The sequence below is a fragment of the Nocardioides sp. genome (assembly GCF_035697785.1).
Taxonomy (GTDB): domain Bacteria; phylum Actinomycetota; class Actinomycetes; order Propionibacteriales; family Nocardioidaceae; genus Nocardioides_B.
In genome coordinates this window covers 1-14,187 of record NZ_DASSCL010000141.1, presented here as the reverse complement: position 1 = coordinate 14,187, position 14,187 = coordinate 1, and the positions used below count along the sequence as shown (strand labels likewise).

The following is a 14,187-nucleotide window of genomic DNA, read 5'->3' as shown; positions in this document are numbered from 1 at the left end:
GATGCACGACGCTGTGCCCACCGAGAACCCTACCGGACGGTTCGGCACTGCGAGGGCGGTGTCCGAGGCTCCTCGGGCGGGGCCGGACACATGCTCGGGTCAGCAGCCGTCGGGGCCGCACACCTCGCCGTCGACGCCCTCGCCGACCCCGGTCAGCTGCGGGTGGCTCTCCGCCCAGGCCCGGTCCAGCACCTGGCTGAACACCTCGGTCGGCTGGGCGCCGGACACGGCGTACTTGCGGTCGACGACGAAGAACGGGACGCCGGAGGCCCCGAACGCGCGGGCCTGGTCGACGTCGGCGCGGACCGCCTCGGCGTACTCCCGCGACGCCAGCACCGCGTCCACGCGGCTCGTGTCGAGGCCGGCGTCGGTGGCGGCCTTGCGCAGCACGTCGTGGTCGGTGATGTCCTCGGCGCGGGTGAAGTACGCGGTCATCAGCGACTCCTTGAGCGACGCCTGCACGGCCGGGCCGCTCTCCGCGAGGGCCAGGTGCAGCAGCCGGTGGGCGTCCACGGTGTTGCCGCGCAGGGTCCGGTCGAGGTGGTACTCCAGCCCCTCCTCCGCCGCCACCTGGGTCACCTGCGCCATCATCATGCGCGCGTTGTCCACGCCGCCGCCGTACTTGCGGGCCAGCACCTCGTCCATGCGCTCGGTCGCCGGGGTCGGCGCGGAGGGGTCGAGCTCGAACGAGCGGTAGACCACCTCGACGTCGTCGCGGTGCGCGAACCCGTCGAGGGCGCGCTCCAGGCGGCGCTTGCCGATGAAGCACCACGGGCAGACGACGTCGGACCAGATCTCGATACGCATGTAGAGCACAACCATCCCCACGGGCGATTGCTTCCGTGGCCCGCGTCACCCCCCGTGCCCCGGCACTCCCCGTGGCAAACGGACGCTCCCCGTGGCGAGTTCGCCACGGGGAGCGGCAAATTCACTGGGGACCCAGTGAATTTGCCCCCAGCAATCAGCGCGTAGCGGTCCCCTCGGTGTAGTCGGAGTCGTGCGACTTCACCCAGGACATCAGCTTGCGCAGCTCACGGCCGGTGCCCTCGATGGGGTGCTGCTCGCCCTTGGCCCGCAGCTCCTTGAACTCCGGGCCGCCGGCGTCCTGGTCGTCGATGAACCGCTGCGCGAACTTGCCGTTCTGGATGTCGGCGAGCACGGCGCGCATGTTGTCCTTCACGTGCGGGTCGATCACGCGGGGGCCGGAGACGTAGTCGCCGTACTCCGCGGTGTCGGAGACCGACCAGCGCTGCTTGGCGATGCCGCCCTCGTACATCAGGTCCACGATCAGCTTCAGCTCGTGCAGGCACTCGAAGTAGGCGACCTCGGGCTGGTAGCCGGCCTCGATGAGCGTCTCGAAGCCGTACTGCACCAGCTGCGAGGCGCCGCCGCACAGGACGGCCTGCTCGCCGAACAGGTCGGTCTCGGTCTCCTCGGTGAAGGTGGTCTTGATGCCGCCGGCGCGCAACCCGCCGATGGCCTTGGCGTACGACAGCGCGAGGTCCCACGCCTTGCCGGTGGCGTCCTCCTCGACGGCGACGAGCACGGGTACGCCGCGACCCTCGGTGTACTCGCGGCGGACCAGGTGCCCGGGGCCCTTCGGGGCGACCATCGCCACGTCGACGCCCTTGGGCGGCTTGATGTAGCCGAACCGGATGTTGAAGCCGTGGCCGAAGAACAGTGCGTCACCCTCGACGAGGTTCGGCTCGACCGACTCGGCGTACAGCTTCCGCTGCACGTGGTCGGGCGCGAGGATCACCACCAGGTCGGCCTCCTCGACGGCCTCGGCGGGGGTCAGCACGCGCAGTCCCTCGGCCTCGGCCTTCGCCCGGCTCTTGGAGCCCTCGGGCAGGCCGACCCGTACGTCGACCCCTGAGTCGCGCAGGGACAGCGCGTGCGCGTGTCCCTGGCTGCCGTAGCCGAGGACCGCGACGTTGCGGCTCTGGATCACGGACAGGTCGGCGTCGTCGTCGTAGAACATCTCGGCCACGGGGGCTCTCCTTCGGTTGTCGCTTCTGGTACGTCGGGTGGTCCCGACCACCGGGATGGGTCAGGCGGGGCGGGGGGTGCCCGCGAACGGCGGCGGCAGCGGCACCGGCTTGAGGGTGCGGTCGGTGATCGAGCGGCCGCCCCGGCCGATCGCCACCATCCCGGACTGGACGAGCTCGCGGACGCCGAACGGCTCCACGACGCGCAGGAAGTCCTCGAGCTTGCCCTGGTTGCCGGTCACCTGGACGGTCACCGCGTCGGTCGCGACGTCGACCACCTTGGCCTTGAACAGCTGCACGACCTCCAGCACCTGCCCGCGCGTGTCCGCGTCGGCACGGACCTTGACCAGCAGCAGCTCGCTGGCCACCGACTGGTCGCCGTCGAGCTCGACGATCTTGATCACCTCGACGAGCTTGTTGAGCTGCTTGGTGACCTGTTCGAGCGGGGACTCCTCGACGTTGACCACGATGGTCATCCGGGAGATCTCCGGGTGCTCTGTCGGGCCCACCGCGAGCGAGTCGATGTTGAAGCCGCGGCGGCTGAACAGGCCGGCCACCCGGGCCAGCACACCGGGCTTGTTCTCGACCAGCACGCTCAGGGTATGACGGCTCACAGGTCGTCCTCCTCGAACTCCGGCGCCATGTCGCGCGCGAACTTGATGTCGTCGTTGCTGGTGCCGGCGGCGACCATCGGCCACACCATCGCGTCGCGGTGCACCCGGAAGTCCACGACGACGGGCACGTCGTCGATCTCCATCGCCTTGTTGATCGTGGCGTCGACGTCGTCCGGCGACTCGCAGGCCAGGCCGATGCAGCCGTAGGCGTCGGCGAGCTTCACGAAGTCGGGGATCCGTCGCTGCGCGTGCCGCTGCAGGTCGGTGTTGCTGTAGCGCTCGTTGTAGAAGAGCGTCTGCCACTGGCGGACCATGCCGAGCGACTCGTTGTTGATGATCGCGACCTTGATCGGGATGCCCTCGATCGCACAGGTGGCGAGCTCCTGGTTGGTCATCTGGAAGCAGCCGTCGCCGTCGATCGACCAGACGGTCGTGTCGGGACGCCCCACCTTGGCCCCCATCGCGGCGGGCACCGAGAAGCCCATCGTGCCGAGGCCGCCGGAGTTGATCCACGAGCCGGGGCGCTCGTAGCCGATGAAGTGCGTGGCCCACATCTGGTGCTGGCCGACCCCCGCGACGTACACCGCCTCGGGGCCGGCAATCGCGCCGAGCCGCTCGAGGACGTACTGCGGGGCCAGCGAGCCGTCGGCGGGTTTGTCGTAGCCGAGCGGGTACTTCGTCTTCACCCCGGCGAGGAACTCCACCCACGCCTCGTAGTCGCCCTGGCGACCCTGCCCGTCCTCGCTCTGCAGGGCGACGATCAGGTCGGCGATCACCTCGCGGCAGTCGCCAACGATCGGGACGTCCGCGTGCCGGTTCTTGCCGATCTCGGCCGGGTCGATGTCGGCGTGGATCACCTTCGCGTTGGGCGCGAACGAGTCGAGGTTGCCGGTCACCCGGTCGTCGAATCGGGCGCCGAGGCTGATGATCAGGTCGCTGCGCTGCAAGCCCGCGACCGCGGCAACCGTCCCGTGCATGCCGGGCATGCCGAGGTGTTGCGGGTGGCTGTCGGGGAAAGCGCCGCGCGCCATCAGTGTCGTGACCACCGGGATCCCGGTCATCTCGGCGAGCACGCGCAGCTCCTGGGCGGCGGCGGCGCGGATCACCCCACCTCCGACGTACAGCACCGGCCGGCGGGACTCCAGGATCAGCCGGGCGGCTTCGCGGACCTGCTTGGCGTGCGGTCGGGTCACCGGCCGGTAGCCGGGCAGGTTCAGCTCGGTCGGCCAGGCGAAGGTCGTGCTCGCCTGCATGGCGTCCTTGGACACGTCGACCAGGACCGGGCCGGGGCGGCCGGTGGAGGCGATGTAGAAGGCCTCCGCGACGGTGCGCGGGATCTCCGCCGGGTCGGTGACCAGGAAGTTGTGCTTGGTGATCGGCATCGTGATGCCGCGGATGTCCGCCTCCTGGAAGGCGTCGGTGCCGATCGCGCTGCTCGGCACCTGCCCGGTGATGGCGACGATCGGGACACTGTCCATGTAGGCGTCGGCCAGCGGGGTCACCAGGTTGGTCGCACCGGGTCCCGACGTCGCCATGCAGACGCCCACCTTGCCGGTGGCCGCGGCGTACCCCTGGGCCGCGTGACCGGCCCCCTGCTCGTGGCGTACCAGGATGTGCCGGAGCCTGCGCGAGTCGAAGAGCGGGTCGTACGCCGGAAGGATGGCGCCGCCCGGGATGCCGAAGACGTTCTCGGCGCCCGCGTGCTCGAGCGCGGAGATGAGGCTCTGCGCTCCCGTCATCGGAGTGCCGCCGGTCTGGCCTGAGTCGCCCATGTCGCCCTTCTCTGCCCGTGACCCCGGCGCTGTCCGGAGTCACTGTGGTCTGCGCTGCCAACAAAAAACCCCTCGGCCCGGCGGGCGGCGAGGGGTGGACGCGGCGGTGTCGGTCGTGCCGTCAGCCGTCGCGTCGCGTGCGTACAAGAATCTTGGAACGCATGGGGTTACCGTCCCGTTTGCCGCGTGGCTTCGTCAAGCAAGTGTGACACGCGTCCCAGGATGTGGAACTCGAGTCTTAGGGAATGGACGGACGGCGCAGCGGGCTCCGCTGCCGTCCGTCGTCGTCGAAGTTGTCGGGGTGCAGCCACGCCCGGTGCGCAACCGCCACGTCGCCCCACTCCGAGTCGGTGATCGAGAACCACGCGGTGTCCCGGTTGCGACCCTTGTAGACCAGCGCGTGGCGGAAGGTGCCCTCGTACCGGAAGCCGAGACGCAGCGCGGCCGCGACCGAGGCGTCATTGAGGGCGTCGCACTTCCACTCGTAGCGCCGGTACCCGAGGTCCTCGAACACGTGCGCAGCCATCAGGTGCATCGCCTCCGTGGCCGCCGGCGTGCGCCGCAGAGACGTGCCGAGCAGGATCCCGCCGACCTCGACGGAGCCGTTGCCGGGATCGAGGCGCAGGTAGTTGGCGAGCCCGACCGGCGCCCCCGCCGGGTCGGTCACCGCGACGGCGATCCCGTCCGGGTCCGCGACCGTGCGCTCGATGCGGGCCCGGAAGTCGCCGAGGTCCGGGTACGGCCCGTCCGAGAGGTAGGTCCACAGGTGCTCGGTCCCGGGGGCGGCACACGTCGGGTACAGAGCGTCGGCGTGGTCCACGGAGAGCGGTACGACGGAACAGAACCTGCCGCGGAACGGTCCCGGCCGCGGCAGCGGGCGGGCGGTCCACGCGGGGACCGGGTCGCCGACGGGCAGGCGTTGCTCGTCGGTCGGCGGCATGGCAGCAGCCTAGGGCTGACATGGTGGTCGCCATGGCCGGTCTCGGACTCCGCTCGCTCAGCCAGGCGCCCCGCCTCTACCGCGCCGCGCGAAGTGCGGGTGCTTCCGCGCGCGACGCGGGCGGGGTGCTGCTCGTGTCGGTGCAGGCGCTGTCGACCGCCGCCACCCGGTCGCCGGGGCGGTTCGGGAGGCAGAACGCGCTGCGGCACTTCGCCTGGCAGGCCTGCCTCACCGCGATGTACGGGGTCGAGGTCGCCCGGGCCGTGGCGGTCGAGCAGGAGCGCGGCACGAAGCGTCCCGAGGACACGGCCGTCGACGAGCACAACAACGAAGTGGGGCGGCGCTTCGGCGCCGAGCACGCCCGCGAGCTGCGCGACCTGCCGGTGCGCGCCGCGATCGGCCGCCTGTGCGACGTGGCGGAGCCGATGTGGCGCTCGGGCGAGCTCCGGGTGGTGGAGCGCCGCCGCTGAACGACCGGGTCAGCCGCAGACCGCGCCGTGGGCCGCGGACTGCACGACCTTGGCGTACTTGCCGAGCACACCGCGGGTGTACTTCGGCGGCAACGGCTCCCAGCCCTCCTCACGAGCCTTCAACTCTGCCGCGTCGACGAGCACGTCGAGGGTTCGGTTCGCGACGTCCAGGCGGACCCGGTCCCCGTCGCGGACGAACGCGATCGGTCCGCCGTCGACGGCCTCCGGGGCCACGTGGCCGACGCAGAGGCCCGTCGTACCGCCGCTGAACCGGCCGTCGGTGAGCAGCAGGACGTCCTTGCCGAGACCGGCACCCTTGATCGCCCCGGTGATCGCGAGCATCTCGCGCATGCCCGGCCCGCCCTTGGGCCCCTCGTAGCGGATCACCACCACGTCACCGCCGACGATCTGGCCGGCGGCGAGGGCGTCCATGGCCGCGCGCTCACCGTCGAACACGCGGGCGGTCCCCTCGAACACGTCGTCGTCGAAGCCGGCCGACTTCACCACGGCACCCTCCGGGGCCAACGAGCCCTTGAGGATGGTCAGCCCACCGGTCTTGTGGATCGGCTCGGAGAACTTGCGGATCACCGCCCCGTCGACGGGCGGCGGGGCGATCCGGTCGAGGTTCTCGCGCATCGTGCGGCCGGTCACCGTGAGCGCGTCGCCGTGCAGCAGGCCCTCCTCGAGCAGGGCCCGCATCACCATCGGGATGCCGCCGACCTTGTCGACGTCGTACATGACGTACTTGCCGAACGGCTTGAGGTCGCCGAGGTGCGGCACCCGCTCGCCGATGGTGTTGAAGTCGTCGATCGTCAGTGGCACCTCGGCCTCCCGGGCGATCGCGAGGAGGTGCAGCACGGCGTTGGTCGAGCCGCCGAGCGCCATGACCACGGTGATGGCGTTCTCGAACGCCGCGCGGGTCATCACCTGGCGGGCGGTGATGCCCTCGCGGAGCAGGTTGACCACGGCCTCGCCGGACCGGTGGGCGAACCCGTCGCGCCGGCGGTCGACGGCCGGAGGGGCCGCGCTGCCGGGCAGCGACATCCCGATCGCCTCTCCGACGGCGGCCATGGTGTTGGCGGTGTACATGCCGCCGCAGGCGCCCTCGCCCGGGCAGATCGCGCGCTCGACCCGGTCGACCTCCTCGCGGGTGATCTTCCCGGCGAGACAGGCCCCCACGGCCTCGAAGGCGTCGATGATCGTCACGTCATTGCCGTCGACCTGGCCCGGCATGATCGACCCGGCGTACAGGAAGACCGCGGCGAGGTCGAGCCGCGCCGCCGCCATCATCATCCCCGGGAGGGACTTGTCGCAGCCGGCCAGCAGCACCGAGCCGTCGAGCCGCTCGGCCATCATCACGGTCTCGACCGAGTCGGCGATCACCTCCCGCGACACCAGTGAGAAGTGCATCCCCTCGTGGCCCATCGAGATGCCGTCGGAGACCGAGATGGTGCCGAACTCGAGCGGGTAGCCGCCGGCGGCGTGCACGCCGTTCTTCACCGCCTTGGCGAGCCGGTCCAGGGACAGGTTGCAGGGGGTGATCTCGTTCCACGACGAGGCGACGCCGATCTGCGGCTTCTCCCAGTCGTCGTCACCCATGCCGACCGCCCGCAGCATGCCGCGGGCGGCTGCCTTCTCGAGTCCGTCGGTGACGTCGCGGCTGCGGGGCTTCATGTCAGGCATGGCTCGGATGCTACGCCGTACGACGACCCCCGATTCGTCTGCGATCGGCCCGCGAGAATCACCCCATAGACCGCAGACGAATCGTTGTTCAGACCTTGGCGGCGCGGACCACCATCACGTCGGGCAGGTTCCGCACGAGCTCGGACCAGGTGGTCCCGTTGTCGAAAGAGCCCCAGACGCTGCCGTTGCGGGCGCCGAAGTAGATGCCCGGCGACTCGTGGTCGTCCATCGTCATCGCGTCGCGCATCACGCCCACGTAGAAGGCGTCCGGCAGGCCGGTGCCGTCGTCGCCGCCGAGTGCCTCCCAGGTCTCCCCCGCGTCCCGGGACCGCCACACGCGCGCCTCGCCCTCGGGCGGGAAGCGACCACCGGCGCCGGCCAGCGGGAAGACGTGCACGGTGTCGGGCTCGTGCGGGTGTACGACGACGGGGAAGCCGAAGTCGGACGGCAGCCCGTCGGCGATGTAGGTCCAGCTCCCGCCCTCGTCGTCGGAGCGGTAGACGCCCCCGTGGTTCTGCAGGAACATCCGCTCGGGCCGCGAGGGATGCCGCGCCACCTTGTGCACGCACTGGCCGAACTCGGGGTACTGCTGCCCCTCGGGCAAGAACTCCGCGCGGATGCCCTCGTTGCGAGGTCCCCAGCTCTTCCCGCCGTCGGTCGTCTGGTAGACCCCGCCGGTCGAGATCGCGACCGTGACCGAGGCCGGGTCGGTGGGGTGCGGCAGCAGCGTGTGGAACGCCTGCCCGCCGTAGCCGGCGCCCCACTCAGGTCGCTGCGGGTTGTCCCACAGGCCACGCTCCAGGTCGAACGTCACCCCGCCGTCCTCGGAGCGGAACACGGCGCCCGGCTCGGTGCCGGCCCACACCACGTCGTCGCCGAGACCGGGCTGCAGCTGCCAGACGCGCTCGAGCGAGGTGCCGGTGTCCTCGGGGAACCGGATCGCCCCCTCGGGGCCCGACTCCCAGGTCGCCCCGAAGTCGTCGGAGCGTCCCACCTGCGGACCGACCCAGGAGGACGACGCACCGGCCAGCAGCCGTGGCGTGCCGCGCCGGGTGTCGATCATGCAGGAGTAGACCTCCTCCATGTTGAAGTGCGGCCCGGTCCACTCGAACGACGAGCGGCTCTCGTCGGAGCGACCGACCCACAGTCCCTTGCGCGTGCCCACCATCACGACGGTGTCTGCCATGCCCGGACTCCTCCTGCTGCGTTCATCGACAAGGGGGTGATTGTTCCAGTCAGGAACACTACTCTTGGGGGACCATGAGTCAAGACCTGCCGACGACGTCGTACGCGCTGCTCGGGCTGCTCACGTTCGGCGACGACCTGACCGGCTACGAGCTCAAGCAGCGCGCGGACCGGACGCTGCGGTTCTACTGGGTCTCCCCCGCGATGAGCCAGGTCTACACCGAGCTCGAGCGGCTCACCGCCCACGGCCTGGTCAGTGCGCGGGCGGCCGGGCCCAACCAGCGGTCGTCGAAGTACTCCATCACCGCCAAGGGCCGGCGGACGCTCACCGCCTGGCTCGAGGACGCGCCGCCGGAGTTCCCGGTGCTCAAGCACCCGGTCGCGCTGAGGTTGCTGATCGGCCATCTCGTCGACCCTGAGCACAGCAAGGCGCTGCTGCGCGAGCATCTCGCGGCCCTCACCGCGCGCCGCGCCGAGCTCGAGCAGGTCCGGGAGTCGCTGCACGGGCGGGACGCCCCCGGGGAGGCCTTCCGCTACCCGTCGCTGGTCGCCGACTGGGGGCTGGAGTACCTCGACGGGGAGCGCACGATCATCGAGAAGCTGCTGCTCCGCCTCGACGAGGAGTGACGGCTCATCCGAGCAGGAGGGCGTGCAGGGCGTCGAGGTCCTCAGCGCCCGACGGCTCGCCGACCAGGTTGCGCAGCACGCCGTCGTCGCGCCACCTCGGCACCAGGTGCACGTGGAAGTGCGGTACCTGCTGCCCCGCGGCGGCACCGGTGCTCTGGAACAGGTTGAGCCCGTCGGCGCCCAGCCGTCCGACCAGCAGGTGGGCGGTCTCCTCCACGACCGACGCCACCTCCTGCAGCGCCTGCGCGCCGCCGTCGAGCAGGTCACTCACGTGCCGCGTGGGTACGACGAGGGTGTGGCCGCGAGCCAGCGGCGCGATGTCGAGGAAGGCCACCGCGGTGGGACCGGAGGCGACCACGAACGCCTCCGCCTCCCCGGCCACGATATGGCAGAAGATGCAGCCCGGCTCGCTCATCAGTAGTCCCCCTCCATCACGTTGACCAGCGGCTCCCCCGCCGCGAACCGCACCAGCTGCTCCCGCACCAGCCGGTGCGCGCGCGGCTCCATGGCGGACGAGGCGCCGCCCACGTGCGGGGAGACGAGCAGGTTGGGGCTGTCCCACAGCGGGTGCTCCGTAGGCAGCGGCTCCGGGTCGGTCACGTCGAGCGCCGCACTGATCCGACCGGTGGCCAGCGCGTCGACCAGGGCGTCCGTGTCCACGACCGCGCCACGAGACACGTTCACCAGCAGCGCCCCGTCGCGCAGCCGGGCCAGGAACCCGGTGTCGACCATCCCGCGCGTCTGCGTGGTGAGCGGGACGATCAGCACCACCACGTCGGCCTCGGGGAGCAGCTCGGGCAGCTCGTCGAAACCGTGCACCCCGGCACGGGCGCTGCGGGCGACCCGGACGACGTCGACCTCGAAGCCCTCGAGCCGGCGCTCGACCGCCTCGCCGATCGCGCCGTACCCCACGATCAGCACGGTGCTGTCGGCCAGCGCCGGCCGCGTGCCGTGCACCCAGGTGTGTGCGTCCTGCGCCCGCACGAAGACCGGGATGCCGCGCAGCGAGGCGAGCATCAGGGTCAGCGCCAGCTCCGCGGTCGACGCGTCGTGGATGCCCCGACCGTTGCACAGCGTCACGCCGTCGGGGACGTGCGGGCGGATGTGCTCGACGCCGGCGGTCATGGTCTGCACGACTCGGAGCGACGACATCCGCGGCACCAGCGTGCTGTCCGCCTCGGAGAACCGGTACGGCGGGACGTAGAACACGACCTCGTCGATGCTCGCCGGCGGGTCGTCGCCCTCGCTCGGCACCACGACCTCGTAGCGCAGGCCGGACGGCGGGTCGCCGAGCAGCTCGGGGTCGAACGGCAGCCAGACCAGGGGTTCGCTCACCCGGACGACCCTAGAGGTGTCTCTGCGAGGAGTTCACCTGACCGTCACACGACGTTGACGACGGCGAAGCACGCGGCACCTAGGTTCGGGGCAGCAGAGCTCGAGAGACCATTCACGGGAGGCGAGATGACCGCGATCCAGCTGTTGATGACCGCGACCAGGCGCGCCGCCCGCTGGCACGTGCACAGCCAGGAGGTCGCCCGACGCAATGCGATGGTGGCGAGCACGGCGCTCACGCAGCGCCGGGCCGAGCTGGACGACGTCGAGGAGTTCCTGGCCGGCCACCAGCGGCAGCACGCCGCCCGCCTTCGGGTCCCGCTCCAGGACCGCACCGCCTGAGGTCCGGTTCACCGGGGCGGGACCCGACTGCGGCACAATTCCCGCATGACCGAGACCGCCGTCAGCCCCGAAGCCGTGCCGCACGGCGGCCGGTCGCTGCGCTTCTACGACGTGACCAGCGCCGACGGCACCCGGCTGCGCGCCTGGACCAACGATGTCGACGGACCGACCGTGCTGCTGTGCAACGGGCTGGGCACCAACCCCTACGCGTGGCCGGCCCTGCTCGCCCGCGACTGCGGCGTCCGCGTCGTGTCGTGGAACCACCGCGGCACGGGCGGCTCCGACCGTCCGGCGGACCCGGACCGGGTCGGCGTCGAGGCGTTCGTCGAGGACGCCGTCGCCGTGCTCGACGACGCCGGCATCGGGCGTTGCGTCGTCGCCGGCTGGTCGTTCGGCGTCAACACCGCGTTCGAGCTCGCCACCTTGCACCCGGAGCGGGTGAGCGGGATCTTCGCGGTCGCCGGGGTCCCGGGCGGCACGTTCTCCTCGATGGGCGCGCCGCTGCTGCTGCCCCGGCCGGTGCGGCGTCCGATCGCGATGGGCGTGACCGCGACCCTCGAGCGGCTGGGTCCGCTGGTGACGCCGGTGACCTCCCGGCTGCCGATCGGGCCGGTCGCGGCCGAGCTGCTCATGCACAGCGGCTTCATGCTCCCGGCCCAGGACCGCGCCGACGTGCGCCGCGCGGTCAAGGAGTTCCTCACCACGCCGGTCGACTGGTACATGCACCTCGCTCGCGCCGCGGCCCGGCACCCACGGGTCTCGCTGCGCAAGATCCGGGTGCCGACCACGTTCGTCGCCGGCCGGTGGGACGTGCTCGCCTCGAGCCACGACATGCGCACGGCTGCCGAGCGGATCCCCGACGCGGCGTACCTGGAGCTGCCCGGGTCGCACTTCCTGCAGCTCGAGCACCCCGAGACGGTGCACGAACAGCTGCTGATGCTCATGAGCCGCGTGTCCTGACGCCGTCCGGGCCAGATGGCTACCGTGGCGGGGTGAGACCCGCCGGCACCCGCGCTGCAGTCCTGGTCGCCTGCGCCTTGCTCGCCCTGGTGGCCGCGTGCACCGAGGTCGAGGGCGACCCGGAGGGGCTCGGCAGCCAACCGCCGACACCGCAACCCACGACCCAGACCGGTGAGCCGTCCTCGCCCGACTCCGAGCCCACGACCGACATCGGACGGCCCGGGCGACCGCGCGTCGTCGGCACCGTCGCGCGCAACCTCGCGGCTCCGTGGGGGGTCACGTTCCTGCCCGACGGCAGCGCCCTGGTCGGCGAACGGGACACCCGGCGCGTCGTCGCGATCCCGGCCGGTGGCGGTCGCGTCCGCCCGGTCGGCGAGGTCTCGATCGCGGCGCCGCAGGGTGAGGCCGGCCTGCTGGGGCTGGCCGCGTCCCCGACGTACGACGAGGACTCGCTGGTCTACGCCTACGTCTCGACGGCGGAGGACAACCGGGTGGTCGCGATGCGGTACGCCGACGGCCGGCTGGGCCCGCCGCGACCCGTGCTGACCGGCATCCCCAACGGCTTCGTCCACGACGGGGGCCGGCTGCTGTTCGCCGACGACGGCACGCTGTTCGTGTCGACCGGCGAGATCGGCGAGGAGCAGCTCGCCCAGGACCGCGGATCGCTGGCCGGCAAGATCCTCCGCATCACGACCGACGGCGACCCCGCACCCGACAACCCCGTCGACGGCTCACCCGTCTGGTCGATGGGGCACCGCAACGTGCAGGGGCTCGCGTTCGACGACCGCGGCCGGCTCTGGGCCAGCGAGTTCGGCCAGGACACCTGGGACGAGCTCAACCTGATCTCCAAGGGCCGCAACTACGGCTGGCCGATCCACGAGGGCCGGGCCGAGGGTGAGTCGCGCTACCGCGACCCGTTCGTGCAGTGGCGTACGTCGGAGGCGTCCCCCTCGGGCCTCGCCTTCCACGAGGGCTCGCTGTGGATGGCCTCCCTGCGTGGCGAACGGCTGTGGCAGGTCCCGGTCACCGACCGCGGGGTGGGCCGGGCCCGCGACTGGTTCGTCGGCGCCTACGGCCGGATGCGCACCATCGTGGTCGCACCCAACGGCAACCTGTGGCTCACCACGTCCAACCGCGACGGCCGCGGTTCACCGGCACCGCAGGACGACCGGATCCTCGAGGTCGCCATCCGCTGACTTGTCAGAGCGTGAGCCGGTCCCAGCCGGTCGTCGCACTGACAACTCAGCCGAGCTTCTCGAGGATCAGCTCGCGGACCCGGCCGGCGTCGGCCTGGCCGCGCATCTCCTTCATCACCGCTCCGATCAGCGCGCCGGCGGCCGCCACCTTGCCGTCGCGGATCTTGTCGGCGACCTCGGGGTTGGCGGCGATGGCGTTGTCGACCGCCGCGGACAGCGCCCCCTCGTCCGACACCACTTCCAGGCCACGGGCGGCGACCACCTCGTCGGGGGTGCCCTCACCGGCGAGCACGCCGTCGAAGACCTGGCGGGCGAGCTTGTCGTTGATCCGGCCCTCGTCGACGAGCGCCTGGACGCGCGCGACATCGGCCGGGGTCACGGGCAGGTCCATCAGCTCGACCCCCTGCTCGTTGGCGCGGCGCGCCATGTCGGAGAGCCACCACTTGCGGGCGGCCTGCGGGGCGGCGCCGGCCGCCACGGTCTGCTCGACGAGGAGCAGCGCCCCGGCGCCGACGGTGTCGCGCATCTCCAGGTCGGAGAACCCCCAGGCGGCCTGCAGCCGGGCCCGGTGCTCGCGCGGCGGCTCCGGCAGCTCCTTGCGCAGCTGCTCGACCCACTCGCGCGTCGGCGCGACCGGCACCAGGTCGGGCTCGGGGAAGTACCGGTAGTCCTCGGCGTCGGACTTCTCGCGGCCGGACGTGGTGATCCCGGTGTCCTCGTGCCAGTGCCGGGTCTCCTGGACGATGCGGCCGCCGCCGGACAGGATCGCCGCCTGGCGGCCGATCTCGTAGCGGACCGCGCGCTCGACCGACCGCAGCGAGTTGACGTTCTTGGTCTCGGTGCGGGTGCCGAGCGGGGCGTCGGGTCCCGGCCGCAGCGAGAGGTTGACGTCGCAGCGCAGCGACCCCTGCTCCATGCGTACATCGGACACCCCGAGGCCGAGCAGCAGCTCCCGCAGGTGCGCCACGTAGGCCTTCGCGACGAGCGGTGCCTTGTCGCCGGTGCCGACGATCGGCTTGGTGACGATCTCGATCAGCGGGATGCCGGCTCGGTTGTAGTCGACCAGCGAGTGGTCGGC

15 protein-coding genes are annotated in these 14,187 nt (G+C 71.6%); 5 read left to right on the top strand and 10 right to left on the bottom strand.

Annotated elements, in window-relative coordinates:
* Positions 1 to 99 precede the first annotated feature (99 nt).
* The 5 genes from VFH10_RS15065 to VFH10_RS15045 all read right to left on the bottom strand — a co-directional run bounded on the left by VFH10_RS15065 (position 100) and on the right by VFH10_RS15045 (position 5,314).
* Positions 100 to 807 (bottom strand): DsbA family oxidoreductase, encoded by a 708-nt coding sequence (locus VFH10_RS15065; protein WP_325129981.1) that lies wholly within the window; start codon positions 805 to 807, stop codon positions 100 to 102.
* A gap of 154 nt (positions 808 to 961) precedes the next feature.
* Positions 962 to 1,990 (bottom strand): ketol-acid reductoisomerase, encoded by a 1,029-nt coding sequence (gene ilvC, locus VFH10_RS15060; protein ID WP_325129980.1) that lies wholly within the window; start codon positions 1,988 to 1,990, stop codon positions 962 to 964.
* Between the two features lie 60 nt (positions 1,991 to 2,050).
* Positions 2,051 to 2,602: an acetolactate synthase small subunit gene (ilvN, locus tag VFH10_RS15055; protein WP_325129979.1), complete on the bottom strand. Its 552-nt coding sequence runs from the start codon at positions 2,600 to 2,602 to the stop codon at positions 2,051 to 2,053.
* Positions 2,599 to 4,374 carry an acetolactate synthase large subunit gene (locus tag VFH10_RS15050; protein ID WP_325129978.1) on the bottom strand — a complete coding sequence of 592 codons (1,776 nt, stop codon included), beginning with the start codon at positions 4,372 to 4,374 and terminating at the stop codon, positions 2,599 to 2,601. The genes ilvN and VFH10_RS15050 overlap by 4 nt, the downstream gene beginning before the upstream one ends.
* Positions 4,375 to 4,612: 238 nt before the next feature.
* Positions 4,613 to 5,314: a GNAT family protein gene (locus VFH10_RS15045; RefSeq protein ID WP_325129976.1), complete on the bottom strand. Its 702-nt coding sequence runs from the start codon at positions 5,312 to 5,314 to the stop codon at positions 4,613 to 4,615.
* Positions 5,315 to 5,346: 32 nt separating this feature from the next.
* Here VFH10_RS15045 and VFH10_RS15040 point away from each other — a divergent pair, with 32 nt between their 5' ends.
* Entirely contained in the window at positions 5,347 to 5,784 is a 438-nt protein-coding gene (locus tag VFH10_RS15040; RefSeq protein ID WP_325129974.1) for a DUF6973 domain-containing protein, read from the top strand.
* Positions 5,785 to 5,793: 9 nt separating this feature from the next.
* On the opposite strand, the gene ilvD is transcribed toward VFH10_RS15040, so the two are convergent.
* Together ilvD and VFH10_RS15030 are read right to left on the bottom strand one after the other, a co-directional pair.
* Entirely contained in the window at positions 5,794 to 7,467 is a 1,674-nt protein-coding gene (gene ilvD / locus VFH10_RS15035) for a dihydroxy-acid dehydratase (protein WP_325129973.1), read from the bottom strand.
* 88 nt (positions 7,468 to 7,555) lie between these two features.
* Entirely contained in the window at positions 7,556 to 8,653 is a 1,098-nt protein-coding gene (locus tag VFH10_RS15030; protein WP_325129972.1) for an exo-alpha-sialidase, read from the bottom strand.
* A 74-nt stretch (positions 8,654 to 8,727) separates the two neighbouring features.
* Between VFH10_RS15030 and VFH10_RS15025 the strand changes: the two genes are divergently transcribed.
* On the top strand, positions 8,728 to 9,279 hold the full coding sequence (locus tag VFH10_RS15025) for a PadR family transcriptional regulator (protein WP_325129971.1): 552 nt from the start codon (positions 8,728 to 8,730) through the stop codon (positions 9,277 to 9,279).
* Between the two features lie 4 nt (positions 9,280 to 9,283).
* Here VFH10_RS15025 and VFH10_RS15020 read toward each other — a convergent pair whose 3' ends face one another.
* Both VFH10_RS15020 and VFH10_RS15015 read right to left on the bottom strand, forming a co-directional pair.
* The gene (locus tag VFH10_RS15020; protein WP_325129970.1) at positions 9,284 to 9,694 is read right to left on the bottom strand and encodes an HIT family protein; all 411 of its coding nucleotides are present in this window, start codon (positions 9,692 to 9,694) and stop codon (positions 9,284 to 9,286) included.
* Positions 9,694 to 10,614, bottom strand: coding sequence for a 2-hydroxyacid dehydrogenase (locus VFH10_RS15015; protein WP_325129969.1), 921 nt, complete (start codon positions 10,612 to 10,614; stop codon positions 9,694 to 9,696). Before VFH10_RS15015 ends, VFH10_RS15020 begins: the two co-directional genes overlap by 1 nt.
* A 126-nt stretch (positions 10,615 to 10,740) precedes the next feature.
* Between VFH10_RS15015 and VFH10_RS15010 the strand changes: the two genes are divergently transcribed.
* Genes VFH10_RS15010 through VFH10_RS15000 form a run of 3 tightly spaced genes read left to right on the top strand, consistent with a single transcriptional unit; the run spans position 10,741 to position 13,109 of the window.
* Entirely contained in the window at positions 10,741 to 10,953 is a 213-nt protein-coding gene (locus VFH10_RS15010) for a hypothetical protein (protein WP_325129968.1), read from the top strand.
* Between the two features lie 45 nt (positions 10,954 to 10,998).
* Positions 10,999 to 11,913 (top strand): alpha/beta hydrolase, encoded by a 915-nt coding sequence (locus VFH10_RS15005; RefSeq protein WP_325129966.1) that lies wholly within the window; start codon positions 10,999 to 11,001, stop codon positions 11,911 to 11,913.
* A gap of 32 nt (positions 11,914 to 11,945) precedes the next feature.
* On the top strand, positions 11,946 to 13,109 hold the full coding sequence (locus VFH10_RS15000) for a PQQ-dependent sugar dehydrogenase (RefSeq protein ID WP_325129964.1): 1,164 nt from the start codon (positions 11,946 to 11,948) through the stop codon (positions 13,107 to 13,109).
* Between the two features lie 46 nt (positions 13,110 to 13,155).
* Here VFH10_RS15000 and gatB read toward each other — a convergent pair.
* On the bottom strand, positions 13,156 to 14,187 hold a 1,032-nt coding region (gene gatB, locus VFH10_RS14995; protein WP_325129961.1), incomplete at its 5' end, for an Asp-tRNA(Asn)/Glu-tRNA(Gln) amidotransferase subunit GatB.

Excerpts from the sequence above, each read along its gene's own strand:
- VFH10_RS15010 (WP_325129968.1), top strand. The coding sequence starts at position 10,741 with ATGACCGCGATCCAGCTGTTGATGACCGCGACCAGGCGCGCCGCCCGC.
- VFH10_RS15030 (WP_325129972.1), bottom strand. The coding sequence starts at position 8,653 with ATGGCAGACACCGTCGTGATGGTGGGCACGCGCAAGGGACTGTGGGTC.
- VFH10_RS15005 (WP_325129966.1), top strand. The coding sequence starts at position 10,999 with ATGACCGAGACCGCCGTCAGCCCCGAAGCCGTGCCGCACGGCGGCCGG.
- VFH10_RS15020 (WP_325129970.1), bottom strand. The coding sequence starts at position 9,694 with ATGAGCGAGCCGGGCTGCATCTTCTGCCATATCGTGGCCGGGGAGGCG.
- VFH10_RS15045 (WP_325129976.1), bottom strand. The coding sequence starts at position 5,314 with ATGCCGCCGACCGACGAGCAACGCCTGCCCGTCGGCGACCCGGTCCCC.
- VFH10_RS15025 (WP_325129971.1), top strand. The coding sequence starts at position 8,728 with ATGAGTCAAGACCTGCCGACGACGTCGTACGCGCTGCTCGGGCTGCTC.
- VFH10_RS15040 (WP_325129974.1), top strand. The coding sequence starts at position 5,347 with ATGGCCGGTCTCGGACTCCGCTCGCTCAGCCAGGCGCCCCGCCTCTAC.
- VFH10_RS15065 (WP_325129981.1), bottom strand. The coding sequence starts at position 807 with ATGCGTATCGAGATCTGGTCCGACGTCGTCTGCCCGTGGTGCTTCATC.
- VFH10_RS15050 (WP_325129978.1), bottom strand. The coding sequence starts at position 4,374 with ATGGGCGACTCAGGCCAGACCGGCGGCACTCCGATGACGGGAGCGCAG.
- ilvD (WP_325129973.1), bottom strand. The coding sequence starts at position 7,467 with ATGCCTGACATGAAGCCCCGCAGCCGCGACGTCACCGACGGACTCGAG.